This window comes from Nonomuraea sp. NPDC050202, from assembly GCF_040656115.1.
Taxonomy (GTDB): domain Bacteria; phylum Actinomycetota; class Actinomycetes; order Streptosporangiales; family Streptosporangiaceae; genus Nonomuraea.
This window is the reverse complement of sequence record NZ_JBFALF010000002.1, coordinates 20,520-35,524: the sequence shown is the minus strand read 5'-3', so window position 1 is coordinate 35,524 and position 15,005 is coordinate 20,520. Positions and strand designations below refer to the sequence as shown.

At 71.4% G+C, this 15,005-nt stretch carries 15 protein-coding genes and 1 tRNA gene; 7 read left to right on the top strand and 9 right to left on the bottom strand.

The window, feature by feature from the left end; all coding sequences use genetic code 11:
* The first annotated feature begins 7 nt into the window (after positions 1–7).
* From AB0I79_RS05205 to AB0I79_RS05190, 4 genes are all read left to right on the top strand, one after another.
* Positions 8–874, top strand: coding sequence for a hypothetical protein (locus tag AB0I79_RS05205; protein WP_357867171.1), 867 nt, complete (start codon positions 8–10; stop codon positions 872–874).
* 483 nt (positions 875–1,357) lie between these two features.
* Positions 1,358–2,467 (top strand): glycosyltransferase family 2 protein, encoded by a 1,110-nt coding sequence (locus AB0I79_RS05200; RefSeq protein WP_357867169.1) that lies wholly within the window; start codon positions 1,358–1,360, stop codon positions 2,465–2,467.
* Positions 2,468–2,587: 120 nt separating this feature from the next.
* Positions 2,588–2,926, top strand: coding sequence for a hypothetical protein (locus AB0I79_RS05195; RefSeq protein ID WP_357867166.1), 339 nt, complete (start codon positions 2,588–2,590; stop codon positions 2,924–2,926).
* Between the two features lie 222 nt (positions 2,927–3,148).
* A complete protein-coding gene (locus tag AB0I79_RS05190; RefSeq protein ID WP_357867163.1) occupies positions 3,149–3,682 on the top strand; it encodes a GNAT family N-acetyltransferase in 534 nt (177 codons plus the stop codon).
* A gap of 291 nt (positions 3,683–3,973) precedes the next feature.
* Here AB0I79_RS05190 and AB0I79_RS05185 read toward each other — a convergent pair.
* Positions 3,974–4,046: transfer RNA gene (locus AB0I79_RS05185), tRNA-Ala, on the bottom strand.
* A 66-nt stretch (positions 4,047–4,112) separates the two neighbouring features.
* Positions 4,113–5,033 carry a TetR/AcrR family transcriptional regulator C-terminal domain-containing protein gene (locus AB0I79_RS05180; RefSeq protein WP_357867161.1) on the bottom strand — a complete coding sequence of 307 codons (921 nt, stop codon included), beginning with the start codon at positions 5,031–5,033 and terminating at the stop codon, positions 4,113–4,115.
* A 169-nt stretch (positions 5,034–5,202) separates the two neighbouring features.
* On the opposite strand from AB0I79_RS05180, the gene AB0I79_RS05175 reads away from it, so the two are divergent.
* Positions 5,203–6,372 carry an FAD-dependent monooxygenase gene (locus AB0I79_RS05175; RefSeq protein WP_357867159.1) on the top strand — a complete coding sequence of 390 codons (1,170 nt, stop codon included), beginning with the start codon at positions 5,203–5,205 and terminating at the stop codon, positions 6,370–6,372.
* A gap of 204 nt (positions 6,373–6,576) precedes the next feature.
* On the opposite strand, the gene AB0I79_RS05170 is transcribed toward AB0I79_RS05175, so the two are convergent.
* The 3 genes from AB0I79_RS05170 to nadD form a co-directional block, all read right to left on the bottom strand.
* On the bottom strand, positions 6,577–7,206 hold the full coding sequence (locus AB0I79_RS05170; protein WP_357867156.1) for a histidine phosphatase family protein: 630 nt from the start codon (positions 7,204–7,206) through the stop codon (positions 6,577–6,579).
* 34 nt (positions 7,207–7,240) lie between these two features.
* A complete protein-coding gene (gene rsfS, locus AB0I79_RS05165) occupies positions 7,241–7,636 on the bottom strand; it encodes a ribosome silencing factor (protein ID WP_357867153.1) in 396 nt (131 codons plus the stop codon).
* A 94-nt stretch (positions 7,637–7,730) separates the two neighbouring features.
* Positions 7,731–8,321, bottom strand: a complete 591-nt coding sequence (gene nadD / locus AB0I79_RS05160; RefSeq protein WP_357867151.1) for a nicotinate-nucleotide adenylyltransferase — start codon at positions 8,319–8,321, stop codon at positions 7,731–7,733.
* A 123-nt stretch (positions 8,322–8,444) separates the two neighbouring features.
* On the opposite strand from nadD, the gene AB0I79_RS05155 reads away from it, so the two are divergent.
* Positions 8,445–9,467 (top strand): M48 family metallopeptidase, encoded by a 1,023-nt coding sequence (locus AB0I79_RS05155; RefSeq protein ID WP_357867148.1) that lies wholly within the window; start codon positions 8,445–8,447, stop codon positions 9,465–9,467.
* A gap of 127 nt (positions 9,468–9,594) precedes the next feature.
* Here AB0I79_RS05155 and AB0I79_RS05150 read toward each other — a convergent pair whose 3' ends face one another.
* From AB0I79_RS05150 to proB, 4 genes are all read right to left on the bottom strand, one after another.
* Positions 9,595–11,370 (bottom strand): serine/threonine-protein kinase, encoded by a 1,776-nt coding sequence (locus AB0I79_RS05150; protein ID WP_357867145.1) that lies wholly within the window; start codon positions 11,368–11,370, stop codon positions 9,595–9,597.
* Between the two features lie 82 nt (positions 11,371–11,452).
* On the bottom strand, positions 11,453–11,629 hold the full coding sequence (locus AB0I79_RS05145; protein ID WP_357867142.1) for a hypothetical protein: 177 nt from the start codon (positions 11,627–11,629) through the stop codon (positions 11,453–11,455).
* Between the two features lie 50 nt (positions 11,630–11,679).
* Complete coding sequence (locus AB0I79_RS05140; RefSeq protein WP_357867138.1) at positions 11,680–12,954, bottom strand: glutamate-5-semialdehyde dehydrogenase; 1,275 nt, start codon at positions 12,952–12,954, stop codon at positions 11,680–11,682.
* A 24-nt stretch (positions 12,955–12,978) separates the two neighbouring features.
* Entirely contained in the window at positions 12,979–14,106 is a 1,128-nt protein-coding gene (gene proB, locus AB0I79_RS05135; RefSeq protein WP_357869599.1) for a glutamate 5-kinase, read from the bottom strand.
* Between the two features lie 88 nt (positions 14,107–14,194).
* Between proB and AB0I79_RS05130 the strand changes: the two genes are divergently transcribed.
* Positions 14,195–14,959: an SDR family oxidoreductase gene (locus tag AB0I79_RS05130; RefSeq protein ID WP_357867136.1), complete on the top strand. Its 765-nt coding sequence runs from the start codon at positions 14,195–14,197 to the stop codon at positions 14,957–14,959.
* Positions 14,960–15,005: the final 46 nt, after the last annotated feature.

Genomic DNA, 15,005 nt, shown 5'->3' with positions numbered 1-15,005 from the left:
GCGCGCCATGGACCTCCACGAGCGCCTGCTGGTGCAGGTCAGCGTCAGGGACGTCTACGACGCGACGACGCTGGCCGGTCACCCCGGCTCCGGCCTGGTCTTCACCGGCCAGGCCGGCCACGACGCGGTGCGCATGGTGCGCAGGGCCGGCTACGACGGGCCGCTGCTCGCCGATCGCCGCAGGTACGCCGGGTCCGCCCGGGTGCGGGGCACGGCGCGGCTGTCGGCCGACTGGATCGCGGACCAGGTGGAGGCGGGCGCGACGGCCCCGCTCACCGATTCCGGATATGTCGGTGAAGGGGACCACGAAGCCCTGCACGCCATCCTCGAACAGGCCCTCCAGTGGGACGGCGCCGTGGCAGTGCTGCCCGTACACGCCCGCTGGGTCATCGAGGACCGCGGCACGCTCCTCCGCACGGTCGCCGACTACGGGTCGCCGGTGGCGCTGGTGGTCGAGGACGGGCCACCGTACCGGCCGGTCCCGCTGCCCCTGCTCTCGGCCGGGGTGGCCGCGCTGGGAGCGCTGGCGTACGGGGCGGAGTGGGCCGCGATCGGCGTCCGGGAGGTGCTGCGGCACCTCTACCCGGAGCCGCACGAGGTGCGTGGCGGGTGGCGGCGGGGCGGGGCGCGCAGCGCGTTCGTGGTGGAGCGGCTGGAGTTCGTGCCGGTGGAGCGGCTCGGGGAGGGCACGTGCGGCTGCTCCACCTGCCGCGGCCGCCCGCTGCGTCACCTGGCGGGGGCGGAGGAGCTCCACGTGAACACGCACAACGCCAAGGTCCTGCACGGGCTGCACAACCGCCTAGTACGGGCCACGCACCGGGAACGGTGGTGGCGGAGCCTGACGGAGACGGCGGCCTCCAGCACCGCGCCCTGAGGCTCCGGCGCCATGTGCGGCCGACGCACTGACGCTCCAGCGCCACGTCCGGTCCGACGCACTGACGCTCCAGCGCCACGTCCGGCTCGACGCACTGACGCTCCAGCGCCACGTCCGGCTCGACGCACTGACGCTCCAGCGCCACGTGCGGTCCGTTCCGCGCCATCATGGCCTGCCGCAGTGTAGGCAGCCTGCCGCGCCTCGCCACTCTCCGGCCCCGTACCGGCGGCGGCGCAACCCCGGCCGGCCCTTCATCCACAGGACAACCCGGACAGCCGACCCTCCCTCCACAGAACCGCATTCGGAACCTCGCCACCCAGGCCCCGCAGAGCATCCTCATAGCCACCTCGCACAACAACCCATCGAACAACCAAGGAGCCAGAGGATGCCCGGAGGCCCACCCACGCTCGGTTTCAGCCTGATCGTCTACGCCACGGTCGGCCTGGTGACCCTGATCGCGCTCAAGCTGAGGAGGCGACGCAGGTGACCACGCCCTCCTCGCCGGCGCTCACGCCCACGTCAACACTGGCGCGGACGTCCCCGCCCCTGACCGTCACGGTCATCATCCCGGCCCATAACGAGGAGGCAGGTCTCCCCGCCACCCTCCGCTCCGTCAAGTCCCAGTCCGTCCCGCCAGAAAAGATCATCGTCGTGGACGACGGCTCGACCGACCACACCGGCGACGTCGCCGCCTCCTACGGCGTCACGGTCCTGCGCCCGCCCCACAACCTGGGCAGCAAGGCCAAGGCCCAGAACCACGCGCTCCCCCACTGCGACACGGACCTGGTCCTGGCGGTGGACGCCGACACCGTCCTGGCCCCCGACTACATCGAGCACCTCAAGCCTGCCTTCGACGACCCGGCCGTGCAGGTGGCGGCCGGCAACGTACAGACCCGGTTCGCCCGCACCCCGTGGGAGCGCGGCAGGTCCACCGAGTACCTGTTCGGCTTCCACTGGCACCGCCCGATCCAGCAACTGGCGGACAGTCCGATGGTCTGTTCCGGCTGCTGCTCGATGTTCAGACGCACAGCCCTGGCCGAGTCCGGCGGCTTCCCCGAACGCACCATCGTCGAGGACATGGACTTCACCTGGAGCCAGCAACTGGCAGGCCGCCGGGCGGTCTACGTCTCCGACGCCGTGGCCTGGGCCGCCGATCCGGAGACCCTCACCTACCTCCGCAAGCAGGTGTGGCGCTGGATGGCCGGCTTCATGCAGAACGTCCGCCTCCATCTCCCTCGCCTGCTCACCCGCAAGCCCATGCTCGCCACCTGGATCATCGTGGCCCTCCTGGAGATCCTGGTGGCCCCGCTGTGGTGGGCGGCTCCGCTGCTCCTCGTCACGACCTTCCACGAGCCGCTGCCCCACACGCTGGGCTGGTGGGCGGGCGCCGAGCTCTTCCTGACCGTCCCAGCCCTCCTCTACGCGGCCAGACGCCGCCGCCTCCCCATCACGCAGGTCCTGCTCAACCTCCCCTTCGTCTACCTGAACAAGGCAGTGAACCTCTACTACGCCTGGAAGGCTCTCCTGGTGGAGCTGGTCCTGGTCCCCCTCCGCCTCTCCCGAGGCCTCGTCATCTACGAGAAGGGCCGCTGACCCCACCGGCCGCCCAGTGACAACAACATCGCTCTTCGTATCTATTCAGTCACAGAGAGTAGTCATAGGATGTGGTGCCGATCGAAGCCTTCATCCCATCCCGAAGGGACATGCTCCGCCATGAACGCACGCAGGACCGCCACCACCCTCTCCTCCCTGACGCTGGCACTGGCAGTGTCGCTGTGCACCCCCGCCCACGCCGCCACAGGGACCTTCAGCTACACCTACCCGACCCCGGACGGCACGAGCATCGCCGACCTGACAGACCCTCACAGCGGAACCTGCATCAACCTGCCCGAGGTCTACGACATCGAGGACAGCGCACACACCGCCGTCAACCACACCGATTCCACGGTCACCATGTTCACCGGCATCGACTGCACAGGCGACTACTACTCCCTGCGCCCCGGCGGCCGGGCAAGCAGCCGCCTGCTGCTCAAATCAGCCGTCTTCTCCTGATTCCCCACCCCGACACACCAGCAAGGCGGGACACCCAGGCACGATCCGGACGAGCCCCACAGTGTCCCGCCTTGAAACCCTTCGAGACGCGCTGCCGGCTCCGCGACACCGGCCCGTAGCATCGATCCACACAGATCCACACCGGCGCGAGCCCGATGCGGACCGATCCACCTCGGCCCGCGCCGATACCGCCCCCGGAACGAGCTGGAGATTGGCAAACAGATGGCCGACCCCGAGCTGACCAGCGACCGGCTCCTCTTCACCCCGCTGTCGGTGGCCGATGCCGAGGAGATGGTGCACGTCCTCAGCGCGAAGACCCTGTACACCTTCACCGGAGGCTCCCCGCCCACGCTGGACGAGTTACGCGCCCGCTACGCCCGCCAGGCCATCGGCCGCTCCCCTGACGGCAGCCAGGAATGGCGCAACTGGATCCTCCGCACCGGACCGGACGCCCAGGCGATCGGCTACGTCCAGGCCACCATCATGGACAACGGCCGCCGAGCCGAGGTCGCCTGGGTGATCGGCGCACCGTGGCAGGGCCAGGGCTACGCATCCGAAGCCGCCACAGCCCTGATCGCCTGGCTCCGCACGACCGGCGTCACCACCGTGCAGGCCCACATCCACCCTGCCCACACCGCCTCCGCCACCGTCGCCCGCAACGCCGGCCTCCTCCCCACCGTCCAGTTCGACGACGGCGAGCAACTCTGGCAGCACTCCTTCGGCCAAACTCCCCGACCTCCCACCCGCCCGCACTGACGAGCCGGAGGCCCGGCCGGCCGACCTCGGCGATCACCGGGCAGGTCGCACGCAACGGCGGCTCACCGGCCGCCGCGCCCCAGCCCCGAATCGGCCGCCGCACCCCACCCCCAGATCGACCGCCGCACCCCAGCCCCAGACCCGGCCGCCGCACCCCGGCCTCGAATCGGCCGCCGCGCCCTAGCCCCGGATCGGCCGCCACCCCTCCCAACGGAGGCCTGTGCTCGCACACCACACCCGCACAACACAAACGCCCCGATCCTGAACCCAGGATCGGGGCGAGTTGTCCTGTGGAGCTATGGGGATTCGAACCCCAGACCTCCTCCATGCCATGGAGGCGCGCTACCAACTGCGCTATAGCCCCTGGTCACCGCTCCGAGTCCACCCGTTGCGGCGCTCCGAGAGCATATAGCCATCCGGCCCCATTCGCCTAATCGCGCCGCCCGCCCCGCGCCCTGGCCACCAGAACGGCCAGCCCGTCGAGCTGCCGCCGCAGGCCGAACTCGAAGACCGAGTCGAGGTCGAGGTCCAGCCCGGGTTGCTCCACCACCTTGGCGAGCGTGGGATAGGCCCCGGAGGCGAACAGCGTCCCGAGCTCGGCCTCCCGTTCCCGCATCCAGTCGTCGTCCGTGATCCCCGTCTCCGTACGCGCCTGCTCCTCCGCCTCCAGACTGACCGCTGCCCCACGGACGTAGCTCAGCAGCGACAGCACGGCGTGCATCATGGCGTTCGCGTCCAGCCCGACCCCGTCCAGCGCGCGCAGCAGCCGGTCCGTGTGCGCCATGCCGTTGGGCACGAACTCGGGCCTCGTCAGGGACACGGCCCGCGCCAGCCAGGAGTGGCGCCGGTAGATGCGCCACTGCTGCCGCAGCGCCAGCTCCAGCTGCTCCCGCCAGCCGCGCGGGACGCGTTCCGGCGGCGGGTCGTCCCCGTACACCGCGTCGGCCATCAGGTGGATGAGCTCGTCCTTACCCGCCACGTGCCGGTACAGGGACATGGCGGAGGCGCCCAGCTCGGTCGAGACCCGCCGCATCGAGACGGCCGCGAGCCCCTCCCCGTCGGCGACCCTGATGGCCGCCCGCACGATGCGCTGCCTGGTCAGGTCCTGTACGTGCGTGCGCGCGACCGCCTCGCGCCCCGCCACCACGGTGCCCACCCCCGGCACCGCCCGCGCCAGCCCTTCCTCCTGCAGCCTGCTCAGCACCTTGCTGGCGGTGGCCATCGCCACCTCCCACTCCTGGACGATCTGCCGCGTCGAGGGCAGCCGATCACCCGCCGCCAGCTCTCCGGCGGCGATGCGCCGCCGCAGCTCTTCGACGATCCGGAGGTACGGCGCACCTTCCCGATCCACCGGCTGCTCCTCCCACTCGCACGGCATGCCTGGCGCACTAGTGCACCAGCCCGATTTCTACCAGACGTCTCCCGTGTGCGCACTAGTGCAGCAGGCAGCCATATTGCCGCGCCGACGCCCCGTTCCTAGAGTGCGCGTACAGCGTAAACACCCAAGGAAGGCCACCCCGATGCGCGACCTCGCCGTCCTCATCTCCGGCGCCGGCATTGCCGGCCCCGCCCTGGCCCACTGGCTGGCCCGCCACGGCAACCACCCCACCGTCGTCGAACGCGCCCCCGCCATCCGCCCGGGCGGCCAGGCGGTCGACTTCCGCGGCGCTCCCCAGCTGGAGGTCCTGACCCGCATGGGCATTCTCGACGCGGTACGGCAGGCCCAGACCCACATGGGCGACATCGCGATCGTCGACGAGCGCGGCAGACGCCTGTCGAGCCTGCCCTCGGAGGCGTTCAGCGGGGAGGTGGAGATCCTTCGCGGCGCGCTGAGCCGCATCCTGCACGACGCCGCCCCCGCCGAGTACGTCTTCGGCGACTCCATCACCGCGCTGGCGGACACCGGGGACGGCGTCCACGTCACCTTCGAACGATCCGCCCCCCGCACCTTCGACCTGGTCGTAGGGGCGGACGGCATCCGCTCGAAGGTCCGCGAGCTGGCCTTCGGCGACACCTCTGGCCGGATCCACCACCTGGGCATGTACGGGGCGATCTTCTCCATCCCCAGCACGTACGACCTCGACCACGAGGGCGTCATGTACAGCGAGCCCGCCGCCTGCGCCACCATCGTCAGCACGGGCGGCCGGACGAGGGCCTCCCTGGACTTCGCCGCGCCCCCGCTCACCTACGACCACCGCGACCGGGCCGAGCAGCAGGCCCTGGTCGAGAAGGCGTTCGAAGGGGTCGGCTGGGAGGTCCCGCACCTGCTCGGGCGGATGCGGGCGGCCGACGACTTCTACTTCGCCCCCGCGGCCCAGGTCGTCCTGCCGTCGTACTCGTCCGGCCGGGTGACGCTCCTCGGCGACGCGGGTTACGCCCCCGGGCCGGGCGGCATGGGCACGGGCCTGGCGCTGATCGGCGCGTACGTGCTGGCGGGCGAGCTGGCCGAGGCGGGCGACCACGAGGCCGCCTTCAGCCGGTACGAGAGCCGCATGAGACCCTATGCCGCCGTCTGCCGGCGCCAGGCGCAGGGGGCCGACAAGTTCCTGGTTCCCCGGAAGAAGTCCCAGATCTGGCGACGTAACCAGATGATGCGCCTGCTGCCGTACATGCCGGGCAAGAGCCTCATCAAGCGCATGACCGAACGCGCCGCCTCCGCCATCAACCTCGGGTCCTACGCGACGCCCTGAGATCATCCGTACGGAGCGCCGCCCCTTCCATGACCGCGGCATCGCCGCGCCCCCGGCCGCTCCACCGAGATCGTCCGCGGGCAGGAGGACGCCATGCTGCTCCACCGGCCCCCGCACACGCTCAGCCCGTTCGGGCTGTCGTCGGGTTGTTCGCCCGGGATCGGCCCTCGTACGCCCGTACGGCCCCCCGAGCCGTACGGACCGTCAGGCCTCGGCCTCGGGCTTGTCGTCGCTGTGCACCGGCTCGGGCAAGGTGCCGGCGTTGTGCTCCAGCAGCCGCCACCCCTTGCGCCCTTCCTGCAGCACGGACCAGGAGCAGTTGCCCAGCCCGCCCAGCGCCGGCCACAACTCCTCGGGCAGCCCGAGCAGCTCGCAGATGCCCAGCCGCAGCGCCGCGCCGTGGGAGACCACGACCAGCAGCCCGTCGTCGTCGACCCGGGCCGCCCACCGGCGCATCGCGGTCGCCACCCTGGCGGCCACGTCGGTGACGGGCTCGCCGTCGGGCGCCTCCCAGGCGGCGTACTCCTCGGGCCAGCGCGCGGCGATCTCCTCACGGGTGAGCCCTTCCCACTGCCCACCGCCGCGCTCGCGGAAGTCCTTGTCGACCGCCACGTCGAGCCCGATCAGCCGTCCGAGGGCCAGGGCGGTGTCGTTGGCCCGCTGGAGGTCGGAAGAGACGATCATGGTGGGCCGCAGCGAGGCCAGCAACGAGGCCGCCCTGGCGGCCTGCGCGACACCGGTCTCGTCGAGAGGGATGTCGGAGTGGCCCTGGAACCGCTGCTCGACGTTCCACAGAGTCTGCCCGTGACGCAGACACACGATCCGCCGGCTCATGCGGCGGCCTGCCGGAAACGCATGAAGGTGGGGCTCACGCGCGGGCCCGCTGGAGGTTGGCCTGCATCACGCTCTCCGGCAGCGCGATGGCCGGGCAGTCCTTCCAGAGGCGTTCGAGCGCGTAGAACGTGCGGTCTTCCTCGTGCTGGACGTGGACGACGATGTCGATGTAGTCGAGCAGCACCCAGCGGCCCTCGCGCTCGCCTTCACGGCGTACGGGCTTGGCGTCGGCCTCGGTGCGCAGCCGATCCTCGATCTCGTCGACGATGGCGCGTACCTGACGGTCGTTGGTGGCGGAGCAGAGCAGGAAGGCGTCGGTGATGACGAGCTGTTCGCTCACGTCGTAGGCGAGGATGTCATCGGCCAGCTTGTCGGCCGCGGCTTCCGCGGCGATGCGCACGAGCTGGACGGATCTGTCAGATGCGGTCACGATGCGGGTCTGTCCTCCTGTGTCGGCAGCATGCCCTTATGTTGAGGGTACCCTTCCAGCCCGAAACCCCTCACCTGTGTTTCCCCGAGCCCCGTCAACCGGCCGCGTGGTACAGCCCGCGCTTGTTGATGTACTGGACGATTCCATCGGGCACCAGATACCAAATCGGCTCGCCCTTTGCCACGCGCTGACGGCACTCGGACGAGGAAATGGCCAGGGCGGGAATCTCCAGCAACGTCACGCGGCCTTCGGGCAGGCCAGGGTCGTGCAGGGTGTGCCCGGGGCGCGTGCAGCCGACGAAATGCGCCAGCTCGAACAGCTCGTCGGCCTGCTGCCAGTCGAGTATGGCGCCGAGCGCGTCGGCGCCGGTGATGAAGAACAGCTCGGCCTGAGGCCCGTATATCTCTGAAATATCACGCAAGGTGTCGATCGTGAACGTCGGCCCCGGGCGGTCCACGTCCACCCTGCTGACCGAGAAGCGGGGATTGGACGCCGTCGCGATGACCGTCATCAGGTAGCGGTCCTCGGGCGCCGACACCTCCCGCTCGGACTTCTGGTACGGCCGTCCCGTCGGCACGAAGACGACCTCGTCGAGATGGAAGTGATGGGCCACCTCGCTGGCCGCGACCAGGTGCCCGTGGTGGATGGGGTCGAACGTCCCACCCATCACGCCCACTCGCCTCATCCCCTGCACACCAGGCGCATTCATCATGAATCGGACCTTACGCGGACGCTTTCCCCCAACATGAATGGACCCCCCTTCGTGATGACCGCGCATCACTTCCGTTGCGGACGTAGCATGCCGGGCATGACGACCACCCCGGACCGCAACCGCGTCCAACTGCCCGGCATCTCGTCCCGAGCCTACGAACACCCCGCAGACCGGTCCGCCCTGGTCGCTCTGCGTAAGTTGAGTGGGTTCGACACGGTTCTCAAGCAGATGTCCGGCCTCATCAGTGAGCGGCGGCTGCGCCTGATGTACCTGGCGTCGGCCGTACGCGTGAGCGAGACCCAGTTCCGCTCCCTCTACGACATGGGCCGCGACGCCGCCTACACCCTCGACCTGCACCGGATCCCTGAGATCTACGTCCAGCAGGACCCGCAGGTCCAGGCCAAGGCCATCGGCTTCGACGACCCGTTCATCGTCGTGACCACCGGTCTGCTCAACCTCATGAACGAGGAGGAGCAGCGCTTCGTCATCGGCCACGAGACCTCGCACATCCTGTCGGGGCACGCGGTCTACCGGACGATGCTCGACATCCTCACCCGCCTCGCCACCCGCGTCGCCTGGATCCCGCTCGGCTACATCGGCCTGCGGGCGATCGTCGCGGGCCTGGAGGAGTGGTACCGCAAGTCCGAGCTGTCCTCCGACCGCGGCGGCCTGCTCGTCGGGCAGGACCCCGAGGCGGCCAAGCGCGCGCTGATGAAGCTCGCCGGCGGCGACTACACCCACGAGATGAACATCGAGGCGTTCCTGGAGCAGTACCAGGAATACGACACCGCGGGCGACCTTCGCGACGGCTTCCTCAAGGTCCTCAACCTCCTCGGCACCACCCACCCGTTCGCGGTGGTGCGCGTGGCGGAGCTGGACAGGTGGCAGCGCAGCGGCGAGTACGAGCGGATCCTCGGCGGGGACTACCCCCGCAGGGAGGACGACCCCAACGCGAGAGTGACCGACGAGATCAAGGCGGCGGCCGAGTCCTACCGCGCGTCCTGGCAGCAGTCGCAGGACCCGTTCATCGGCGTCCTGCGCGACGTGGCCGAGGGCGCGGTCAACGCGGGCGAGCGCATCTTCAACCGCTTCTCCCGCCGCGACGGCGGCCAGGGCTGAACACCGCGCGACCGATCGGCGTGATCGACCGCGCCGGCCCGCCGTGAGACGGCGGCGGGCCGCCCAAGCCCGCCACAGCACGTAAACGGCTGCGGGCCCCCGGGCCCGCTGGGACCGCCCAGGCCCGTTACAGCAGGAGGGCGATCGCGCGTACGGCAGCCGCGCACAGGGCGACGAACCCGCCCAGCACGGCCAGTGCGCGCAGCCCTTCCCTGCGCAGGTCGGGCAGCCGGTGCCCGATCCGCTCGATCTCGCGCCCGGTGATGCCGCCGCACAACATCCCGAACACCACACCGGCCACCGTCACGGGCGCGGCCTGCTGCCACCAGTCGGAGTCGATCTGACCACCACCGGTGGCCCACAGCGCCCCGCCCGACGCCACCGCGACAGGCACCCCCGGCCACACGACGGCGGTGACCGCCGCCCCGGCCAGCGCCATCGGGAAGAGCAGCACGCGCAGCGTCACCCGCGTGCGCCGGGAGCTGCGCTTCCTGACCATCCAGTGGCTCATCCAGAGCGTCCTGGTCAGCACCACGAAGGCGGTCGTGATCGCGATCGAGGCGATCGGCCAGATCACCGAGGCCACCACGCACGGCACGGCCAGCACCGCCAGCATCAGCAACGCGCCGTTGCCCGCGGGCAGGGTGGTGGCCGACTCGGCCTTCGGCCTGGCGGTCGTCCTGCTCCTGACGGCCGCCGCCGTGCGCTGGCGTGAGGCGGTCATCTTGGGCCGCGGGCCGGTGGTCTTCCCGTCGACGCTCGTGCGGGCCCGCGGCGCGGGCACCTTACCCTCGGCCCGGCTGCGCGCCAGCGCCGCCGCGCCCTTCCCGTCGGGCACGGGCCTGCTCCCGGCCCGCCCGCTCCCGTCGGAGGCGGACCTGCTCCCGCTGCGCCCGCTGCCGTCGGGCACGGGCCTGCTTCCGGTACGCCCGCGCGGCGGCGGCACCTTGCCCTCCGCGGGCACCGCGTTGGGCCTGCTGCGTGCCTTGGCCTCGCCCCGCGCGCCGGAGTCCTCGGCCGCACGGCTGCGCGCGGCCGTGCCCTTGGCGGTCTCCTCGGCCCCGTCGCCGGCACGCCCACCGGCCGCCGCCTGCTCGCTCTCGGCCGTGCTGGTGGCCTTGGCCAGCCTGGACAGCCGATCGGCCAGCAGCGCCGCCGTGGGCCGCTTGCCCGGCTCCCTGTTGAGCGCGGCGCGCACCAGCGGCAGCAGTTCCACGGGCACGCCCTTGAGGTCGGCCCGGCCGTTCAGCACCGCGTACATCTGCGCCTCGGCCGTGCCCCGCCCGAACGTGGGCCGCCCCGTCGCCGCGAACGCCACCGTGGCGGCCCAGGCGTGCACGTCGGCGGGCGCGTCGACCTGCTCGTCGGCGAAGATCTCGGGCGCCGTGTAACCCGGCGTGCCGAGGAACGTGCCGGTCATGGTCAGCCGGGTCGCGTCGAGCACCTGGGCGATGCCGAAGTCGATCAGCACCGGCCCGCGGTCGGCCATGATGATGTTGCCGGGCTTGACGTCGCGGTGCACGACCCCGGCCGCGTGGATGATCGCCAGCGCGGCGGCGATGCCCTGGGCCATGTCGACGAGCTGGGAAACCTCCAGAGCGCCGCTCTGGCGTACCTGGTCGAGCAGCGTGGCGCCCTCGATGTGCTCCATGACGAGGTACGGCCGCGCACAGTTCAGGTCGGCGTCGAGCACCTTGGCGACGTACGGGCTCTCGACCCTGCGCAGCGCGCGCACCTCGCGCTCCAGCCGGATGCGCGCGGTCTCGTCCTCGGTGAGGTCGCGCAGGACCTTGAGCGCGACTTGCTCGCCGCGGCGGGTGGTGGCGAGGTAAACCTCACCCATGCCGCCCCGGCCGAGCCGCTCGACCAGGGTGTACGGCCCGACCTTGCCGAGCTTGCTCACCGTCCCTCCCCGCCCGGCGCGCCCATAAGGGACACAACCCTAGCGCCGGTACGCGAGTTACCGTGTGAGGCACGCCGAAGGATTATCGGCGTGTGTGATCGGAGAGCATGCTGTCGAGCCCGGCCGTGGGCTCTTCCGACAGTTGCCTGCGGCCCTTCCTGCGCCAGTTGACGTGGCCGCGGCTCTCCAGCCAGAGCAGCAGCCGGTCGGCGCCGAACAGCACCGCGGCCGAGAAGACCAGGGCGACGACAATTTCCATGCCCCCCAGTCAAGCTGCGGCACCCCGCGCAGGTCAGGCCGACACGCCGGTCAACCGCACACCACCGTGCCTTCTGACGTGCGCAAATGCCCCTCTCCCGTATAGACCCACTTGGTGGAGGTGAGCTCGGGCAGCCCCATCGGGCCGCGCGCGTGCAGCTTCTGCGTGGAGATGCCGATCTCCGCCCCGAACCCGAACTCGCCGCCGTCGGTGAACCGCGTCGAGGCGTTGACCGCCACGGCCGCCGAGTCGACGAGCGCCACGAACCTGCGGGCGGCCTGCTGCGACCGGGTGACGATGGCGTCGGTGTGGCCGGAGCCGTAGCGCCGGATGTGCGCCACCGCCTCCTCCAGCGAGCCGACGACGGCGGCGGCGATGTCGAGCGAGAGGTACTCGGCGTAGAAGTCGTCGTCGGTGACAGGGACGACCTCAGCGCCGTAGCCGGCGATCCGCTCGTCGCCGTGCACGGTCACGCCCGCCTCCCGCAGCGCCGCCAGCGCCTTGGGCACGAACGCGTCGGCGACGCCGGCGTGCACCAGGAACGTCTCGGCGGCGTTGCACACCGACGGCCGCTGCGCCTTGGCGTTGACCAGGATCTGCACGGCCAGGTCGACGTCGGCCTCGGCGTCGACGTACACGTGGCAGTTGCCCACGCCGGTCTCGATCACCGGCACCGTGGACTCCTCGACCACCGAGTTGATCAGGGACGCGCCGCCGCGCGGGATCAGCACGTCGACCAGCCCGCGGGCCCGCATGAGCTCCTTGACCGAGTCGCGGGTCTGGCCCGGCACGAGCTGGACGGCGCCGGAGGGCACCTCGGTGGCCGCCAGCGCGTCCTGCATGATCCGCACCAGCGCGGTGTTGGAGGAGTACGCGCTGGACGAGCCGCGCAGCAGGACCGCGTTGCCGCTCTTGAGGCAGAGCGCGGCGGCGTCGACGGTGACGTTGGGGCGGCCCTCGTAGATGATGCCGATCACGCCGAGCGGCACCCTGAGCTGGCGCAGCTCCAGCCCGTTGGGCAGCGTGGAGCCGCGGACGACCTCACCGACCGGGTCGGGCAGGTCGGCCACCTGGCGCACGGCCTCGGCGATGGCGCCGATCCTGGCCTCGTCGAGCCGCAGCCGGTCGATCATCGCCTCGGAGATGCCCTGGGCCCTGGCCCGCTCGACGTCCTCGGCGTTGGCCGTGACGATCTCGGCGGCGTGCGCGACCAGGGCGTCGGCGATCGTGCGCAGCGCCCGGTCCTTGGGCGCCCGCGGCAGCGGGGCCAGCTCGGCGGCGGCCTCTCGTGCCGCACGGGCGACCTTCAGGAACTCTTCGGACATCACGCGCTCCTTGCCGGGGCTTGTCTAGTTGTGGGCTTCCAGTATGACGATGTCGTCGCGGTGAATCAGCTCGCGTTCATATTCCGGACCGAGCGTGCTCGCCAGCTCCCTGGTGGAGCGGCCCAGCAGCCCCGGGATCTCGGTCGCGTCGAAGTTGACCAGGCCTCGGGCCACCACGAGCCCCTGAGGGCCGCACAGGTCCACCGGATCGCCCGCAGCGAACTCACCCTCCACCGCCGTCACCCCGGCCGGCAGCAGCGACTTGCGGCGCCCCACGATGGCCTCCACGGCGCCCGGGTCGAGGTGGAGGCGGCCGCGCCCGGTGGTGGCGTGCGCGAGCCACAGCAGGCGCGTGCCGGGATGGCGGCCCCCCGGGTGGAAGTAGGTGCCCACGTCGGCCCCGGCGAGCGCCTGGGCCGCGTGAGCGGCCGCTGTGAGCACCACGGGCACGCCCGCCCCGGTGGCGATCCTGGCGGCCTGCACCTTGGTGATCATGCCGCCGGTGCCGACGGCCGCGCCGTTCTTGCCCAGCTCGACGCCGACGAGGTCTTCAGGCCCGCGGATCTCGGCCAGCCTGCGCGAGCCGCTGCGGCTGGGCGGGCCGTCGTAGAGCGCGTCCACGTCCGACAGGAGCACCAGCGCGTCGGCGTGGATCAGGTGGGCGACCAGCGCCGCGAGGCGGTCGTTGTCTCCGAAGCGGATCTCGTCGGTGGCCACCGTGTCGTTCTCGTTGACGATGGGCACGATGCCCAGCTCCAGCAGCCTGGCCAGGGTGCGCTGGGCGTTGGCGTGGTGCGCGCGCCGCATCATGTCGTCGGCGGTCAGCAGCACCTGGCCCACGCGCAGCGAGTAGCGGGCGAAGGAGGAGGTGTAGCGGGCCACCAGCACGCCCTGGCCGACGGAGGCGGCGGCCTGCTGGGTGGCCAGGTCGCGCGGTCGCGCGCTCAGCCCGAGCGGGCCCAGGCCCGCCGCGATCGCTCCGGAGGACACCAGGACGATCTGCGTCCCGGTACGGCGCCTGGCCGCCAGCACGTCCACCAGGGCGTCGACCCGGTCCACGTCGATCATGCCCTGGGGGGTGGTGAGCGAGGAGGAGCCGACCTTGACGACGACCTTCGACGCTGAGCTGATCTGTTCCCGCACGTAAGGCAGCCTATCCGCTCGCCGCAGGGCCACCGCTACTGAATTGCCGCATTGTCTGCATTGACTGCATTACTTCAACGAATGTAATTTTTCACGCATGGAAGCTCGTACCTATGTCGTCACCGGCGCCGCCTCCGGCATCGGCGCGGCCACCGCCGACCACCTCGCCTCGTCCGGAGCGAAGGTGATCCGCTGCGACGTACGCGACGCCGACGTTCTCGCCGACCTGACCACCCCGCAGGGCCGCGACAGCCTGGTGTCGGGCGTCACGTCGGCCTCCGGCGGCAGGATCGACGGCCTCGTCGCCGTCGCCGGGCTCGCGCTCCCGTCCGAGCTGCCCGTGCGGCTCAACTTCTTCGGCACGATCGCCACCCTGGAGGGCCTGCGGCCGCTCCTTGCCGCGTCCGCGCAGCCCAGAGCGGTCGCGGTCTCCTCGCTGAGCGCCATCGTGGCGGCCGACGAGGACCTCGTGGAGTCCTGCCTGACCATGGACGAGGACGCCGCCGCCGCGGCCGCCCGCACACTCGTCGAGTCCGGGCGGGGGCGCGCCGTCTACCCGTCGAGCAAGCTCGCGCTCAACCGGTGGCTGCGCCGCGCCGCCCTGTCCTGGGCCGAGTGCGGCATCCCGCTCAACGCGGTGGCGCCGGGCGTGGTGGACACGCATACGGCTCGCGCGACGTTCCTGGACGACCCGCAGGCACGCGCCCTCGTCGCCGCCGCCATGCCGCAGCCCCTGGGCTTCCCCGGCCCGGTGGACGCGATCGCGTCCCTGCTCGCCTGGACGGTCAGCGCCGCCAACTCGTTCATGACGGGCCAGATCCTGTACGCGGACGGCGGCGCGGAAGCAACCCTCCGCGCCTGAACCCCCGCGCCCTACGCGCTTGAGCCGCCCGCGCCCCGGCGGGTTG